Raw genomic sequence first — 15,819 nt, 5'->3', positions numbered from 1 at the left:
ATGCAGGTTGGCGCCGTGGCGGAGGAAATCCCGCCGCGGCGCCTCTCGTCTCAGTCGGCGCCGCCGACCTGATCCAGCAGCGCCTTGGCGGCGGATTGCTCGGCCTGGCGTTTCGATCCGGCGGTGGCCTGCGCCGTCCCTCCGGTCGACAGTTGCGCCTCGATGGTGAATTCCGGCGCGTGATCTGGGCCGGAGCGTTTGATCTGGCTGTATTTCGGCGGTTGCAGCCCACGGGCCTGGGCCCATTCCTGCAACACCGTCTTGGCGTCGCGGGCATCGGCCTCGACCGTGGTGATCCGCTTGCCCCAGAGCCGCAGGATCATCGCCCGGGCGACCTCAAAGCCCGCATCGCGATAGACCGCGGCAATCACCGCCTCCATCGCATCGCCCAGAAGCGCCTGTTTGCGCCGCCCGCCCGACATCATTTCCGACCGACCGAGCTTCAGCACCGCGCCCAGGTCGATCTCGCGCGCGACCTCGGCGCAGGCCTCCTTGCGGACCAGCGCGTTGAAGCGCGGCGCCAGCTGGCCTTCGCTCGCCGAGGTGTCGCTTTTCAGCAGGGCCTCGGCCATCACCAGCCCCAGCACCCGATCGCCCAGAAACTCCAGCCGCTGGTTGTCAGCCCGCGTCGGCGAGGAGACCGACCCATGGGTCAGCGCGCGCACCAGAAACTCGGGTCGGGCAAAATGATGCCCGATCCGATCTTCGAACGCCTGCAGATCCACCGCGAGTTTCACTCGATCGCCTTGAAGAAGCGATCGCCGCGCCAGGTCCAGAAGAACAGCATCGACCGTCCGGCGGAAGAGAACATGATGCGATCGGCGCGGCCGACCAGGTTTTCGGCCGGCACGAAGCCGACGCCGCCCGCGGCCTGCGGCAACCGGCTGTCGGCCGAGTTGTCGCGGTTGTCGCCCATGAAGAAGTAATAACCTTCGGGCACCGTATAGACGCCAGTGTGATCCGATCCCTGATCGTCGATATTCAGGATGTCGTGGCGCACGCCGTTCGGCAGGGTTTCGATCTGACGCGATTTCAGACAGGCTCCGCCCTCGCCGACCGGGCCGTTTTCACAGCGCGGCCGATAGCCTTGCGGCCCCTGCGGTTCCGAGATCTCCTCGAAATAGCCCGCATCCTCCAGCTTGACCGGTTCGCCGTTGATGTTCAGCACCCCGTCGATCACCTGGACGCGATCGCCCGGCAGGCCGATCAGACGCTTGATGAAATCCGCACCCGTCACCGGATGACGGAACACCACCACATCGCCGCGTTCGGGGGCAGAGCCCATAAGCCGGCCGTCCTTGCCCTTGAGGAAACCGCAGAGCTTTTCAGCCTCGAGGTTGATGCCGATGGCCGGAATCCGGATCGATGGGCAGGAGGCATAGGAATAGCCATAGGCCATCTTGTTGACGAAGAGGAAATCGCCGATCAGCAGCGTGTCCTTCATCGAGCCCGAGGGGATCCAGAACGGCTGGAAGAACAGGGTGCGGAAGACGCCGGCGATCAGCAGGGCGTAAACGATGGTCTTGATCGTTTCCCAGAACGCGTTGCCGCTTTTTGCTTTCTTGGCCATCAGGCCCTCCGTTCCACAGGCGTGTCGTGGGCGTTCTTGCGGGGCCGGCGGGGGTAAGTCAAGCTTGCGTGGCCCGGGTTTCGGCCAATGGCCGCGCCTCTATCACCACGAAGGCCTGTGCCCAGGGGTGATCGTCGGTCAAAGTTACGTGAATGATCGCCTCATGCCCCGGCGGTGTCATCTGGGCCAGACGCTCGGCGGCCCAGCCGGTCACCTGCATCACCGGCTGGCCGGTGCGCAGATTGCTGACCGCCATGTCGCGCCACGAGATGCCCATGCGCAGCCCGGTGCCCAAAGCCTTGGAGCATGCTTCCTTCGCCGCCCAACGCTTGGCATAGGTGCCCGCGACGTCACGGCGCCGCTCGGCCTTGCGCTGCTCCACCTCGGTGAAGACGCGATTGCGGAAGCGGTCGCCAAACCGCTCCAACGTACGGGCCACCCGGTCGATATTGGCCAGATCGGTGCCGATGCCGAGGATCATGCGCGCGCCGGAATTCTGCAAAATCCCGGGCAAATCTCTTGCAAGAAATTTGCGCCCGGCATCATCCCCGCGCCTCGTCCATCAGGCGGCGCATCTCGCGGATCGCCGGATCGAGGCCACGAAAGATCGCCTCGCCGATCAGGAAATGACCGATGTTCAGTTCCCGCACCTCTGCCATGGCGGCAATCGGGGCGACGGTGTCATAGGTCAACCCGTGGCCGGCGTGCACCTCGAGCCCCAGAGAATGGGCCAGGGTCGCCGCCGCGCGCAGGCGCTCCAGCTCCTCGTCACGCTCGTCGAACCGGCCCTCGGCATGGAAATCGCAATAGGCGCCGGTGTGCAGCTCCACCACCGCGGCGCCGATGCGGGCCGAAGCCTCGATCTGCGCCGGATCGGCACCGATGAACAGCGACACCCGACACCCGGCATCACGCAGGGGCGCGATGAAATCGGCCAGGTGGTTCTGATCGCCCGCGACCTCGAGCCCGCCCTCGGTGGTGCGCTCCTCGCGCTTCTCGGGCACGATGCAGACGGCATGCGGACGATGCCGCAACGCGATCGCCTGCATTTCGGCCGTGGCGGCCATTTCGAAGTTCAGGGGCACGCGCAACCCACCGACCAGGGCCTCGATATCGGCGTCGACGATATGGCGGCGATCTTCGCGCAGATGCGCGGTGATGCCATCAGCACCGGCGGCCTCGGCCAGCTTGGCGGCGCGCAGCGGATCGGGATAGGCGCCGCCGCGGGCGTTCCGCACGGTGGCCACATGGTCGATATTGACGCCCAGACGCAGGGGAGGAACGGTCATGGCTTGGGGATCCTTGGCAGACGAGTCGCGCCGACACTAATCCGCCTTGGCGGCAAGGTCAGCCTCTGCCTGCGCCTTTTTCTTGATGGCGTCGAACTTGGCCTTGATCTTGGCCCGGCGCCGGCTCTGGTAGGCGCGGATCACCGGCACGCTGAGGAAATAGGCGATGGTGCCCGCGACGATCCCGGGCAGCAGCCCGCCGATCATATAGGGAAAGAAGATCTCGTGATAGAACACCTGCAGCCCTTCCCAATTGGGATGGCCACCGGTGAACAGCGCGATGATATTGTCCTTCAGATCGCGGCTGGCATCGGCAAACTTGCCGAAGAAACTGCGGTGTCGCCCCTCGTCGAACCGGGTGCCCAGCAGGAAATACCCGGTCTTCAACGAGATGATCCCGATCGGCACATAGGTCAGCGGATTGCCGAAGAAGGTGCCCGACAACGCCGCCAGGATATTGCCCCGGACCATCCGCGCAAGCAGGAAGGCCACCACGAAATGCAGCCCGTAGAACGGCGTGAAGGTGGTGAAGACCCCGGCCCAGATGCCGCGCGCGATGCGCTCGGGTGTATCGGGCAGCCGTCGCACCCGGTGCTGGACATAGAGAAACGCCCGCCCCCAGCCGCCGCGCGGATAGATTATCTCTGTCAGGATCTGAAACAGAGAACGGCGATCCCGGCGTTTGAAAACCAACGGCGTCGTCCTCCTTTTGCGTTCTTGCCCTCTGGCGTCAGCTCATGATGCTGCGGATCGGCGGCTTTTCCCGATACCGCTCCAGCGCGGCAACGTCGCTTTCCGCCTCAAGCGCCAGCATCAGCGAATGCAACTGCTCGACGTCACGCAATTCAACATCCACCAACAGACGATAGAAATCGGGTTTGCGATCCACAAATACAAGATTGCTGATATTGGCCTTCTTCTCACCGATCAACGTGCAAATGCGCCCGAGCACCCCGGCGTCGTTGCCGATGGTCAGATCCAGCGTCACCCCATAGGCGGCAGGGTGGGTGCCGGTGTGCCAGTGCAGATCGACCCAGCGATCCGGCTGATCCTCGAATTCGCTCAGCCGGTTGCAGTCGATGGTATGCACCACCACGCCCTTGCCGCGATAGGTGATGCCGACGATCCGTTCGCCCGGCAGCGGCTGACAGCAGGGCGCGCGTTCAAAGCTCTGCCCCGCCTCCAGCCCCACGACCGCCCGGCGCGGCGAGACCTGATCGCCCTCGTCGCGGATCAGCTCCGGATAGACCGCCTGCACCACGTCATGCGCGGTCAGCTCGGCGCTGCCGAGCCGCGCCAGCAATTCGTCGCGATCCTTCAGCCGCAGATGCCGCGCCGCGGTGTCCAGCGCCTTGTCGGTCGCCTTGCGGCCGACGTGATCGAAGGCAGAGCGCGCCAGCTCCTGCCCCAGCTTGATGAAACGGCCGCGGTCCAGCTCGCGCAGGGCCCGGCGGATCGCGGTGCGCGCCTTGCCGGTGGTGGCGATCTCAAGCCAGCTCACCTGCGGCATCTGGCCTTCGGCGGTGATGATCTCGACCGACTGGCCGTTCTTGAGACGGGTCCAGAGCGGCACCCGGATGCCATCGACCTTGGCGCCGACGCAGGCGTGCCCGATGCGGGTGTGGATCGCATAGGCATAGTCGATCGGCGTCGCCCCGCGCGGCAGCTTGACCACATCGCCCTTCGGCGTGAAGCAGAACACCTGATCCGAATACATCTCGAGCTTGACGGCCTCGAGGAAATCCTCGTGATCGTCCTCGGCCGTGAACTGCTCGGTCAGCGAGGCGATCCATTTGGCCGGATCGACCGCAAAGGGGTTCTCAGACCGCACACCGTCACGATAGGACCAATGCGCCGCCACCCCGGTTTCGGCGACGTCATGCATCTGCCGGGTGCGGATCTGCACCTCGACGCGCTTGCCGTCGCGCCCCGACACGGTGGTGTGGATCGACCGATAGCCGTTCGATTTCGGCTGGCTGATGTAATCCTTGAACCGCCCCGGCACCGCGCGCCAGCGCTGGTGGATGATCCCCAGCGTGCGGTAACAGTCTTCCTCGCTCTGGGTGATGATGCGGAAACCGTAGATATCCGAGAGCCGGGAAAAGCCCTGGTTCTTCTCCTGCATCTTGCGCCAGATCGAATAGGGTTTCTTGGCACGGCCGAAGACCTCGGCCTCGATCCCGGCCTTCTCCAGCTCGAACCGCATGTCGCCGGTGATCCGGTGGATCACGTCGCCGGTCTCGCGCTGCAGCATGATGAAGCGGCGGATGATCGACTGGCGGCCTTCGGGATTCAGCACGCGGAAGGCCAGATCCTCCAGCTCCTCGCGCATCCACTGCATGCCCATGCGGCCAGCCAGCGGCGCGAAGATATCCATCGTCTCGCGCGCCTTCTGCACCTGCTTTTCCGGCTTCATCGCCTTGATGGTGCGCATGTTGTGCAGACGGTCGGCCAGCTTGACCAGGATCACCCGCAGATCCTTGGACATCGCCATGAACAGCTTGCGGAAGTTTTCGGCCTGCTTGGTCTCGAGGCTGGACAGCTGCAGGTTGGTCAGCTTGGTGACCCCGTCGACCAGCATCGCCACCTCGTTGCCGAAGCGCGCGGCCACCTCGGCCTTGCTGGCCTTGGTATCCTCGATGGTGTCGTGCAGCAGCGCGGTGATGATGGTGGCATCGTCCAACCGCTGTTCGGTCAGGATCGCCGCCACCGCCACCGGGTGGCTGAAATAGGGCTCGCCCGAGCGGCGGAACTGCCCCTCGTGCATCTGCCGCCCATACTCATAGGCGGCAGTGATCTTCTCAACATTGGTTTTCGGATTGTAGTTGCGGACCAGCGCAATCAGATCTTCAGCCGATATCATTTCGTCCGCATCCTCATTCCGAGGTCAGCCCTGCCCCTGAGCCTCCATCAGCTTGCGGAGCAGCATTTCCTCGGTCAGATCATCCTCGGCCGGCTTGTCGGCTTCGGCCCCCATCAACAGCGCCATCGAATCCTCTTCGGGTTCGTCGACCTCGATCTGAGTCTGGTTCGACTCGATCAGCCGCTCACGCAGTTCGTCGGCGCTCTGGGTCTCCTCGGCAATCTCTCGCAGGGCAACGACGGGGTTCTTGTCGTTGTCGCGGTCAATAGTAATCCCCGCCCCGGCAGAGATCTCACGGGCACGATGTGCCGCCAGCATCACCAGCTCGAACCGGTTCGGAACCTTGTCAACGCAGTCTTCGACCGTTACGCGGGCCATGGGGAGATCTCCAATAAATGCAGTTTGGGTCCGGAGCGGTGCTTTGTAATGGCGAATCCGTCCCTTGACAAGCCGATATCCAGAAAATCAAGGGTCAGATTGGCGTGACCCCGGCCAGTTCGGCCGCCGGCAACGCCGCCAGCAGCTCGGCCGCGGTGCGTCCCAGCAGCGGATGACGCCAGCCGGGCGCAATATCCACCAGCGGCGCCAAGACGAATCCGCGATCCTGCAGACGCGGATGTGGCAAGATCAGCTCCTCCGGCACCAGACGGCGCTGCTCCTCTGCCGGCAGCCTGCGCCAGCGCGACTGCGTCTCAGGATCGGGCAATACCAGATCGTCCATCGCCAGCAGATCCAAATCCAAGGTCCGCATACCCCAGCGTTCCTGCCGCTCGCGTCCGAACCGCTGCTCGACCCGATGCAGCGCAGCGAGAAGCTGCTCGGGCGTCAGATTGGTTTTAACTTTAATGACCGCATTGACATAGTCTGGCCCCGCCCCCGGCGGGAAACAGGGAGTGGCATAGAACCGGCTGACGGCGCGAATCACCATACCCTCCGCCGGCAGCGCCGAGATGGCCTGAACCAGGGTTTCGGAAGGTGATCCGGCCCCTGAAGATAGGTTCGCGCCCAGCGCAATCAATGCTTCTGACCGAAATTCAGTCATATTTGCAGGGCTTCCCTGCTGTCACGGGCCTTGCGGTACACCCGAATTCTCCTATTTTGGTAACACCATTTTGCCAGATTTAATCACTCACTCACGGAACGCCACGGCGAAATGGTCACACCGGAAGGACATTTTGATGTTTTACAAAGACGAACGGCTCGCGCTGTTCATCGATGGATCGAATCTTTATGCCGCGGCGAAGGCTCTGGGATTCGACATCGACTACAAATTGTTGCGCCAGGAATTCATGCGGCGTGGCAAGTTGCTGCGTGCCTTTTACTATACCGCCCTGCTTGAGAATGACGAGTATTCGCCGATCCGCCCGCTGGTGGATTGGTTGCACTACAATGGCTTCACCATGGTGACCAAGCCGGCCAAGGAATACACCGACAGCATGGGCCGGCGGAAGGTCAAGGGCAACATGGATATCGAACTGACCGTGGACGCGATGGAACTGGCGCCCCGGGTGGATCATATCGTGCTGTTCTCGGGAGATGGGGACTTCCGACCGCTGGTGGCCAGCCTTCAACGTCAGGGCGTTCGCGTTTCGGTGGTCTCGACCATCCGCAGCCAACCGCCGATGATCTCGGACGAACTGCGACGCCAGGCCGATAATTTCATCGAGCTGGAAGAGCTGAAGGACGTGATCGGCCGCCCCCCGCGTGAGACGCATAGCGACAGCCGCAACGTCGCCTATGTCGGCGAGCAGTAAAACGCCCGAGGCGGGTCACGCCAGCCCGCACCGTGCACCATAAGAGAGACCTGATCGCCCTCACCCGGCGCAGGTTTTGCCCGACGGGGTAGTCTCCGGACCAGAGGCTTTTGTAGCCATCGCCAAAAGGCCTCTGACACCGGTTTCCGGACCTCCAGATACCGGCGTTCCCCGAGGGCATCCGCCTTGCGGGCCGAGAGCAATTGCCCGCACTGGACCATCGCGCCGCAACGCTCTACCTCTCAGGGCGCAAGGAGACCGCGACATGACCAAACCGCCCCTGATCCTCTATCTCGCCGCGCCGCGCGGGTTCTGCGCCGGTGTCGACCGGGCCATCAAGATCGTCGAGATGGCGCTGGAGAAATGGGGCGCCCCGGTTTTTGTCCGCCATGAGATCGTGCACAACAAGTTCGTCGTCGACGGGCTGCGCGCCAAGGGCGCCGTCTTCGTCGAGGAACTGGAGGACTGCCCCGAGGATCGCCCGGTGATCTTTTCCGCCCATGGCGTGCCCAAGGCAATTCCGGCCGAGGCCGCGCGGCGGCAGATGGTCTATGTCGACGCAACCTGCCCGCTGGTCTCCAAGGTGCATATCGAGGCGCAGCGCCATTCCGACAACGGGCTGCAGATGATCATGATCGGCCATGCCGGCCACCCCGAGACGATCGGCACCATGGGCCAATTGCCCGAGGGCGAGGTGCTGCTGGTCGAGACCCCGGCCGATGTGGCCAAGGTCGAGGTGCGCGATCCCGAAAAGCTGGCCTATGTCACCCAGACCACGCTCAGCATCGACGACACCGCCGAGATCGTCGCCGCCCTGCGCGCACGATTTCCGGCGATCGTCGGGCCGCACAAGGAAGACATCTGCTATGCCACCACCAACCGTCAGGAGGCGGTAAAGGCGATGGCGCAGAAATGCGACGCGCTGCTGGTGGTTGGCGCGCCGAATTCATCGAACTCCCGCCGTCTGGTCGAGGTCGGCGCCAAGAACGGCTGCCGTTATTCACAACTGGTGCAGCGGGCCGAAAACATCGACTGGCGGGCGCTCGACGGGATCGCCAGCGTCGGCATCACCGCCGGCGCCTCGGCCCCGGAAGTGCTGGTGAACGAGGTGATCGACGCCTTCCGCGCCCGCTATGACGTGACCATCCAAACCGTCGAGACCGCTGTGGAGAACGTGGAATTCAAGGTTCCGCGTGTGTTGAGGGAGCCCGCCTGATGTCGTTGCAATTTTTCCTGACCGCCCTCGTCGTGGTGATCGCGCCGGGGACGGGGGTGCTCTACACCCTGGCGCTCGGCCTTGGGCAAGGGCGCCGCGCTGCGCTCTGGGCCGCTTTGGGGTGCACCTTCGGAATCGTGCCGCATCTTCTGGCGGCGACGCTGGGGCTCGCCGCGATCCTGCATGCCTCCGCCCTTCTCTTCCATGCGGTGAAATTCGCCGGTGTCGCCTATCTGCTCTATCTCGCCTGGCAATCGCTGAAATCGGGCGGCGCGCTCAGCGTGGCGGCACAAGGCAGCGGTGAACCCGGCTGGCGCATCGCCCGGCGCGGCGCGCTGATCAATGTGCTGAACCCGAAGCTGTCGATCTTCTTCCTGGCGCTGCTGCCGCCCTTCCTGTCGGGGAACGCCGATAGCGCCACCTCCGAAATGGCCGCGCTTGGCGGCGTCTTCATGGCGATGACATTGGCGGTCTTTGCGCTCTACGGTCTCTGCGCTGCCCAGGCGCGGCAGTTCGTGCTGGGGTCCGAGCGGGTGATGCGCTGGCTCAACCGCTCTTTCGCGGCTCTCTTCGCGGCGCTGGCCGGTCGTCTCGCTCTGGAGCGGGTCTGAGATGCTGCGCGGCGTCCCGATCACGGCGCGTCTGCTGGGCCTTCTGGCCCTGGTCCCCTTCCTCTGGGGCGCAGCCACCCACTTCAGCCCCGATCTCACCGCCTGGGGCACAACCCATCTTGGGTCACGCTTCGTGGCGCCCTATGTACAGCTCTTCTTCGGCTCGGTGATGCTCTGCTTCTTCTCCGGCGCGCTCTGGGGCAATGCCAGCCGTGCCGGCGGCGCCCTGGGGGGTGCGGCGCTCTTCCTGGCGGCGGTCCCCGCGGTCTGGGCCTATGTCGAAACCGGCGGCGGGCCAGTGTCGAGCGCGATGAACCTGATCTTCGGCTTTGCCGGGCTGGCCCTGCTGGACCTGGCATTCGCCTATTGGCGGCTGGTCCCCGGATGGTGGTTGCGGCTGCGGCTGCCGATGGCCGTCATCGTCATCGCCAGCCTCGCCGTGGAGGTCTATTTTTGAGCGATCCCGAAACCATCGCCGTCTATGATCGCCGCGCCGCCGATTACGCGGCCCGCAATGAGGGCTATATCCGCCGCGATCCCCAGCTTGCCGCCTTTATCGCTGCCTGCCCCCAGGACGGTCGGGTGCTGGATCTGGGCTGCGGGCCCGGTATCTCTTCGGCGATGATGGCCGAGGCCGGCCTCGAGGTCGACGCCACCGACGCCTCGGCCGAGATGGTGGCGCTGGCCGCCCGTGCCCCCGGCGTCACCGCCTGGCAGGCCAGCTTTGACGAGATCGAGGGCAAAGCGCTCTATGACGGCATCTGGGCCGCCTTCTGCCTGCTGCACGCCCCGCGCGCAGATTTCCCCCACCATCTGGCCGCCCTGCGCAAGGCCTTGAAACCCGGCGGAAAATTCGCCATCGGAATGAAACTGGGCGCAGGCGAGGCCCGCGACCGGATCGGCCGGCATTACACCTATTACACATATGAGGCACTGATGGATCATCTGCGCGCGGCGGGCTTCACCCCCGCCAGCGAGACATGCGAAACCGGCGAGGGGCTCGACGGCAGCCTGGCCGAACTGATCACGGTGATCTGTGATGGCTGAGCTTTTCGCCTATACCGACGGGGCCTGTTCCGGCAATCCCGGCCCGGGTGGCTGGGGCGTGCTGCTGCGCGCGGTCGAGGGCGGCAAGATCGTCAAGGAACGCACGCTGAACGGTGGCGAGGCCGACACCACCAACAACCGGATGGAGCTGCTGGCGGCGATCAACGCGCTGGAAAGCCTGACCCGACCGACGGAAATCACCATCGTCACCGACAGCAACTATGTGAAGAACGGCATCACCGGCTGGATCTTCGGCTGGAAGAAGAACGGTTGGAAGAACGCCGCCAAGAAACCGGTCGCCAATGCCGAGCTGTGGCAGCGGCTGGATGCGGCGCAGCATCGCCACAAGGTCACCTGGACCTGGGTCAAGGGCCATGCCGGCCACCCCGAGAACGAACGCGCCGACGAGCTGGCGCGCGAAGGCATGAAGCCCTTCAAGAAGACCGCCCGCGCCGGCTGAGGCCGGACGCGGCCTAGGACGGCTCCGGCGCGCTGAAACTGAAGCTCGACACCCCGCGGGCGCGCTCGGAAAAGCTGAAAGGGCGGTTGATCGGCGGATAGGCCCGCGACGGGCAATCGGGCCGTTCGCAGAGATAGCAGTTCACCCCGATCGGCACCGGCTGCACCGCCTCCAGGTCCAGATCCTGCGCATAGATCAGCCGCGGCGCATAGGCGATGTCACACCCCAGCCCGATGGCAAAACGCGCCGCCGGGCTGGCATAGGTGCCGACCTGCCGCGTCACCGTGCGCGCGACCGAGAAATAGGTGGTGCCGTCGGGCATGGCGATCACCTGGGTCTGCACCCGCTCGGGCGTCTCGAAACAACTGTGGATGTTCCAGAGCGGGCAGGAGCCGCCGAATTTCGAGAAGTGAAAGCGCCCGGCGCTGAACCGTTTCGATACATTGCCGGCGCGGTCCATGCGCACGAAGAAAAAGGGCACACCGCGCGCCTCGGGCCGTTGCAGGGTGGTGAGGCGATGCGCCACCTGCTCGAAACTGGTGCCGAAGCGCTGGCACAGCAGTTCAACGTCATAGCGCGCCCCCTCCGCCGCCCTGAGAAACCGGCGATAGGGCATCAAGAGGGCGGCGGCGAAGTAATTGGCAAAGCTCGCCCGCGCCAGCGGCAGAGCAGCGTCCGAGACCCCGGCAGCCTCCGCCTCAACCGTGATCAGATCACCATATTCCAGCCGGGCGAGCTGCACCGCGATCTGGAATCGCCGCCCGGGCTGGTCCAGCCGCTCCGACAGGTTCAGGTGCTTGCGGTGGGGATCCAGGAGTCGGAGCTGGCCGGGCATCACCTCCTGCGGCAGGATACGGACGCGATAGCCATGCACCGCGCGCAGGCGGTCGTTCAGCACGATCTGCGGTTCGCTCCGCCAGATCGCCAGATCCTCCGCCAGCGCCTCCGCCGCGCGGTCCAGCCTGTCGATATGGTTGTGGCGGGCGTGGAAATGCGCCCGCACCTCGTCCACCGGGCGCACGGTCTGCTCCAACAGCTCGACCTTGTCGCGGTCGGAAAAGGGGTTTTCCTCGGAAATCGCGACCATCGCCATGGCGCGGTATTTCTCATGTAGCCTGAGCAGCCCGCGCGCCAGCGCGGGCGAGGCGTTCACGACTTCCTCGATCTCGCTGCGCGGGACGGTTTCGGCGAACAGCGGATCCTTCAGCGCCGCCTCAAGATCCGCCTGCAACTGCAGATCGCCGCCCCCCGCGATCTCCCCAGCCGAGAAGTCATAGACCTGGCTGAGGCGGACCAGCAGCTTGGCCGAGACCGGGCGCTGGTTCGCCTCGATCAGGGTGATGTAGCTGGGCGAGACGCCCAGATCCTGCGCCATCTGCGCCTGGGTCAGCCCCAAGGTGCGCCGCAGCCGCTTGAGCCGCGCCCCGATGATCAGTTTTTCGCCGCGTTCCGACATGACAAACCTTACAGACTTCCTTGCTGAAACCTTACATGAATTACAGAATAACCCTTTAATTACAGAGTATTATTTCACTTAAGACGACACATTACTAACCTCACATCAGCCGACGATTCCAGCAGAAAGGCCGATGTGATGACCCTTGCCCTCCCGATCCTCTCCGATCCCCCGACCCAAGCCGCGCGCCCGGTGGTGCTGCGCGACGTGCCGGGGGTGAGCCGTGTGCTGACGCCCGAGGCGCTGGCCTTCCTGGCCGATCTGCAATCGCAGTTCGGCCCGCGTCTGGCCGCGCTCAGAACCGCGCGACGGCAGCGGCAGGCAGGCTATGACACCGGGCTGTTACCCGAATTCCTGGTGGAAACCGCCGATATCCGCGCCGGCGACTGGGAGGCTGCCCCGGTGCCCGAGCCGCTGCGCGACCGGCGGGTCGAGATCACCGGCCCAGTCGACCGCAAGATGATGATCAACGCGCTGAACTCCGGCGCCAAGGTCTTCATGGCGGATTTCGAGGATGCCTCGGCCCCACGTTTCGACATCATGATCGCCGGTCAGGTGAACATGATGGATTACCGTGACGGCACCCTGTCGCACGACGATCCGAAGTCCGGCAAATCCTATCGCCTGAACGACCGGACTGCGGTGCTGATCGTGCGCCCGCGCGGCCTGCATATGGAAGAGGACAACGTGATGATGGGCGGCCATCCCGTCGCCGCCGCGCTGTTCGATTTCGGGCTGCATATTTTCCACAACGGGGTGGCGCTGGCTGAGACCGGGCGCGGGCCGTTCTATTACCTGCCGAAACTGGAGAACCATCGCGAGGCGCGGCTGTGGAACGACATCTTCGTCTTTGCGCAGGACCGGCTGGGCCTGCCGCAGGGCACCATCAAGGCCACTGTGCTGATCGAGACCCTGCGCGCCGCCTTCGAGATGGACGAGATCATCTGGGAGTTGCGCGACCATATCGCCGGGCTGAACTGCGGCCGCTGGGATTACATCTTCAGCTATATCAAGTGCTTGCGGGCTCACCCCGATTTCGTGCTGCCCGACCGGGCGCAGGTGACGATGGATCGCGCCTTTCTGGCGGCCTATTCCGCCCGGCTGGTCGAGGTCTGCCACCGTCGGGGCATCCACGCCATGGGCGGCATGGCGGCGCAGATCCCGGTCAAGGGCGACGCGGCGGCGAACGAGGCCGCCTTTGCCAAGGTACGCGCCGACAAGCTGCGCGAGGTGACGGCGGGGCATGACGGCACCTGGGTGGCGCATCCCGATCTGGTGCCGGTGGCGATGGCGGTCTTCGACGCCGAGATGCCGGGGCCGAACCAGATCCGTCAGCCGCGCCAGCATCCGCGGGTGACGGCCGAGGCGCTGCTGAAACCCCACAGCGGCACGGTGACCGAAGCGGGGCTGCGCGGCAATGTCTCGGTCGCCATCGAATATCTGGCCGCCTGGCTGTCGGGGCGGGGCGCGGTGCCGATCCACAACCTGATGGAGGATGCGGCCACCGCCGAGATCTCGCGCAGCCAGATCTGGCAATGGATCCGCCATGGCGCCGTGGTCGAGCTGGAGGCCGGCGGTGCCCGGCAGATGGATGCAAACTGGCTGGCCGAGCTGATTCAGCAGGAGATCGAGACGATCCTGAACCGCCTTGGCGCCACCGGCTTCCATCGCGGCCATTACGCCTCGGCGGCGCGGCTCTTTCAGGAGGCCGCCTGCGCCGAAACCCTGGCCGATTTCATCACCACCCCCGCCTACGCAGTGCTGAACGCGCTGAACTGATGCAGCCCATTCGCACCGCATCCCCCTTCGGCGACCCGGGCCTTCCGGGCGCCGCCTTTCATCTGCCAAACAGGAGACAGATCATGACCCAACGCAAATCCTATGCAGCCCTGCGCGCCGAGGCGCTGGCGCGCTATCCCGGCGGCCAGACCCCGGGCGGCGTCTCGGTCGACGATATCGTCCAGCTCAAGCTGCAGAACACCTGGGACACCCATCTGGAGATCGCCCGCGAGATGGCCCATGTGATGCGCGCCGATATGGCCGCCTATGATGCCGATCCCTCGCAATTCACCCAATCGCTCGGCTGCTGGTCAGGGTTTCACGCCCAGCAGATGATCAAGGCGGTCAAGCGGCTGCGCGGCACCGCCAAGGGCACCTATGTCTATCTCTCCGGCTGGATGGTCGCCGGGCTGCGCAACCGCTGGGGCCATCTGCCCGACCAGTCGATGCACGAGAAGACCGCCGTCGCCGACCTGATCGCGGAAATCTATACCTCGCTGCGGCAGGCCGATGAGGTGGCGCTGAACGATCTGTTCAAGGACCTTCGCGCGGCCACCACCGACGCGGCCCACGCCGCGGCGATCGCCGCGATCGACGGGTTCGAGACGCATGTGGTGCCGATCATCGCCGATATCGACGCGGGCTTTGGCAACGAACATGCGACCTATCTGCTGGCGAAGGAGCTGATCAAAGCGGGCGCCTGCTGTTTGCAGATCGAAAACCAGGTCTCGGACGCCAAGCAATGCGGTCACCAGGACGGCAAGGTCACCGTCCCGCGCGAGGACTTCATCGAGAAGCTGCGCGCCTGCCGCCTGGCGTTCGAGGAACTGGGCGTCGATGACGGCGTGATCGTCGCCCGCACCGACAGCCTCGGCGCCGGGCTCACCCAGAAGGTGCCGGTCAGCCAGGCGCCGGGCGATCTGGCCGCCGATTACATCAAATGGCTCGATACCGCACCGATCACCGAGGAGAACCCGATCCGCGAGGGAGAGCTGGCGCTCTATCAGGACGGTGAGTTCGTCAAGCCGCGCCGCTTGCCCAACGGTCTCTTCCCGTTCAAGCCGAACACCGGCCGGGCCCGGGTGATCGAGGATTGCATCGCCTCGCTCCAGCAGGGCGGTGCCGATCTGCTGTGGATCGAGACCGACACCCCCAATGTCGACGAGATCGCCGGCATGGTGGCGGAAATCCGCGAAGAGGCACCGGGGGCGAAGCTCACCTATAACAACTCGCCCAGCTTCAACTGGACGCTGAACCTGCGCAAGCAGGTCCGCACCCAATGGATCGCAGAGGGCAAGATCGCCGAAGGCGACTATCCCGCAGGCAACGAATTGATGAAGCCCGATTTCGACGCCACCGATCTGGGCCTTGAGGCGGACGCGCGGTTGCGTGCCTTCCAGACCGAGATCGCGGCGCGGGCGGGGGTGTTCCACAACCTGATCACCCTACCGACCTTCCACCTGACCGCCAAGGCGATGGACGAGCTGAGCCATGGCTATTTCGGCGAGGACAAGATACTGGCCTATGTCGCCACCGTCCAGCGCGAGGAAATCCGCCGCGGCATCTCGGCGGTCAGGCACCAGCACGAGGTGGGTTCCGATCTGGGCGACAGCTTCAAGGAGATGGTCGGCGGCGACCGCGCGCTGAAAGCCGGCGGCTCGGCCAATACGATGAATCAATTCGCGGCTGAATAGGCCGCGAAACGCACCTTTGGCGCGATGCATCAAGTCGCGGCCGAGTAAGCCACGCAGGCCCCCGCCCCGGGGCGGCGGCC

At 64.8% G+C, this 15,819-nt stretch carries 17 protein-coding genes; 8 read left to right on the top strand and 9 right to left on the bottom strand.

What is annotated here, in order from left to right; all coding sequences use genetic code 11:
• Window positions 1-50: 50 nt before the first annotated feature.
• The 8 genes from rnc to folK all read right to left on the bottom strand — a co-directional run bounded on the left by rnc (window position 51) and on the right by folK (window position 6,764).
• Window positions 51-737 (bottom strand): ribonuclease III, encoded by a 687-nt coding sequence (gene rnc, locus ACN0V4_RS08335; protein WP_417674949.1) that lies wholly within the window; start codon window positions 735-737, stop codon window positions 51-53.
• Window positions 734-1,570, bottom strand: coding sequence for a signal peptidase I (gene lepB / locus ACN0V4_RS08330; protein WP_417674947.1), 837 nt, complete (start codon window positions 1,568-1,570; stop codon window positions 734-736). The genes rnc and lepB overlap by 4 nt, the downstream gene beginning before the upstream one ends.
• A 58-nt stretch (window positions 1,571-1,628) precedes the next feature.
• Window positions 1,629-2,051, bottom strand: a complete 423-nt coding sequence (gene acpS / locus ACN0V4_RS08325; RefSeq protein WP_417674945.1) for a holo-ACP synthase — start codon at window positions 2,049-2,051, stop codon at window positions 1,629-1,631.
• Window positions 2,052-2,112: 61 nt separating this feature from the next.
• Complete coding sequence (locus ACN0V4_RS08320) at window positions 2,113-2,859, bottom strand: pyridoxine 5'-phosphate synthase (protein ID WP_417674943.1); 747 nt, start codon at window positions 2,857-2,859, stop codon at window positions 2,113-2,115.
• A 36-nt stretch (window positions 2,860-2,895) separates the two neighbouring features.
• Window positions 2,896-3,552, bottom strand: a complete 657-nt coding sequence (locus ACN0V4_RS08315; RefSeq protein WP_417674941.1) for a DUF2062 domain-containing protein — start codon at window positions 3,550-3,552, stop codon at window positions 2,896-2,898.
• Between the two features lie 37 nt (window positions 3,553-3,589).
• Window positions 3,590-5,722, bottom strand: a complete 2,133-nt coding sequence (locus ACN0V4_RS08310; RefSeq protein WP_417674939.1) for a RelA/SpoT family protein — start codon at window positions 5,720-5,722, stop codon at window positions 3,590-3,592.
• Window positions 5,723-5,746: 24 nt separating this feature from the next.
• Window positions 5,747-6,100 carry a DNA-directed RNA polymerase subunit omega gene (gene rpoZ, locus ACN0V4_RS08305; RefSeq protein ID WP_417674937.1) on the bottom strand — a complete coding sequence of 118 codons (354 nt, stop codon included), beginning with the start codon at window positions 6,098-6,100 and terminating at the stop codon, window positions 5,747-5,749.
• Between the two features lie 94 nt (window positions 6,101-6,194).
• Complete coding sequence (folK, locus tag ACN0V4_RS08300) at window positions 6,195-6,764, bottom strand: 2-amino-4-hydroxy-6-hydroxymethyldihydropteridine diphosphokinase (RefSeq protein WP_417674935.1); 570 nt, start codon at window positions 6,762-6,764, stop codon at window positions 6,195-6,197.
• A gap of 136 nt (window positions 6,765-6,900) precedes the next feature.
• On the opposite strand from folK, the gene ACN0V4_RS08295 reads away from it, so the two are divergent.
• The 6 genes from ACN0V4_RS08295 to rnhA all read left to right on the top strand — a co-directional run bounded on the left by ACN0V4_RS08295 (window position 6,901) and on the right by rnhA (window position 10,810).
• On the top strand, window positions 6,901-7,476 hold the full coding sequence (locus ACN0V4_RS08295) for an NYN domain-containing protein (protein ID WP_417674933.1): 576 nt from the start codon (window positions 6,901-6,903) through the stop codon (window positions 7,474-7,476).
• 265 nt (window positions 7,477-7,741) lie between these two features.
• The gene (gene ispH, locus ACN0V4_RS08290; protein WP_417674931.1) at window positions 7,742-8,692 is read left to right on the top strand and encodes a 4-hydroxy-3-methylbut-2-enyl diphosphate reductase; all 951 of its coding nucleotides are present in this window, start codon (window positions 7,742-7,744) and stop codon (window positions 8,690-8,692) included.
• Window positions 8,689-9,303, top strand: coding sequence for a LysE family translocator (locus ACN0V4_RS08285; protein ID WP_417675678.1), 615 nt, complete (start codon window positions 8,689-8,691; stop codon window positions 9,301-9,303). Before ispH ends, ACN0V4_RS08285 begins: the two co-directional genes overlap by 4 nt.
• 1 nt (window position 9,304) lies before the next feature.
• Window positions 9,305-9,760 carry a DUF3429 domain-containing protein gene (locus ACN0V4_RS08280; protein WP_417674929.1) on the top strand — a complete coding sequence of 152 codons (456 nt, stop codon included), beginning with the start codon at window positions 9,305-9,307 and terminating at the stop codon, window positions 9,758-9,760.
• Window positions 9,757-10,350, top strand: a complete 594-nt coding sequence (locus tag ACN0V4_RS08275; RefSeq protein ID WP_417674927.1) for a class I SAM-dependent methyltransferase — start codon at window positions 9,757-9,759, stop codon at window positions 10,348-10,350. The genes ACN0V4_RS08280 and ACN0V4_RS08275 overlap by 4 nt, the downstream gene beginning before the upstream one ends.
• The gene (gene rnhA / locus ACN0V4_RS08270) at window positions 10,343-10,810 is read left to right on the top strand and encodes a ribonuclease HI (RefSeq protein ID WP_417674925.1); all 468 of its coding nucleotides are present in this window, start codon (window positions 10,343-10,345) and stop codon (window positions 10,808-10,810) included. Before ACN0V4_RS08275 ends, rnhA begins: the two co-directional genes overlap by 8 nt.
• A 13-nt stretch (window positions 10,811-10,823) precedes the next feature.
• On the opposite strand, the gene ACN0V4_RS08265 is transcribed toward rnhA, so the two are convergent.
• Window positions 10,824-12,266 carry a helix-turn-helix domain-containing protein gene (locus tag ACN0V4_RS08265; RefSeq protein WP_417674923.1) on the bottom strand — a complete coding sequence of 481 codons (1,443 nt, stop codon included), beginning with the start codon at window positions 12,264-12,266 and terminating at the stop codon, window positions 10,824-10,826.
• A gap of 138 nt (window positions 12,267-12,404) precedes the next feature.
• On the opposite strand from ACN0V4_RS08265, the gene aceB reads away from it, so the two are divergent.
• Together aceB and ACN0V4_RS08255 are read left to right on the top strand one after the other, a co-directional pair.
• Complete coding sequence (gene aceB, locus ACN0V4_RS08260; RefSeq protein WP_417674921.1) at window positions 12,405-14,045, top strand: malate synthase A; 1,641 nt, start codon at window positions 12,405-12,407, stop codon at window positions 14,043-14,045.
• 83 nt (window positions 14,046-14,128) lie between these two features.
• Window positions 14,129-15,739: an isocitrate lyase gene (locus ACN0V4_RS08255; protein ID WP_417674919.1), complete on the top strand. Its 1,611-nt coding sequence runs from the start codon at window positions 14,129-14,131 to the stop codon at window positions 15,737-15,739.
• Window positions 15,740-15,819 lie beyond the last annotated feature (80 nt).

Origin of the sequence: Pseudodonghicola sp., from assembly GCF_048268305.1 — a bacterium.
GTDB lineage: Bacteria > Pseudomonadota > Alphaproteobacteria > Rhodobacterales > Rhodobacteraceae > Pseudodonghicola.
This window is presented reverse-complemented; position numbering and strand designations above follow the sequence as displayed.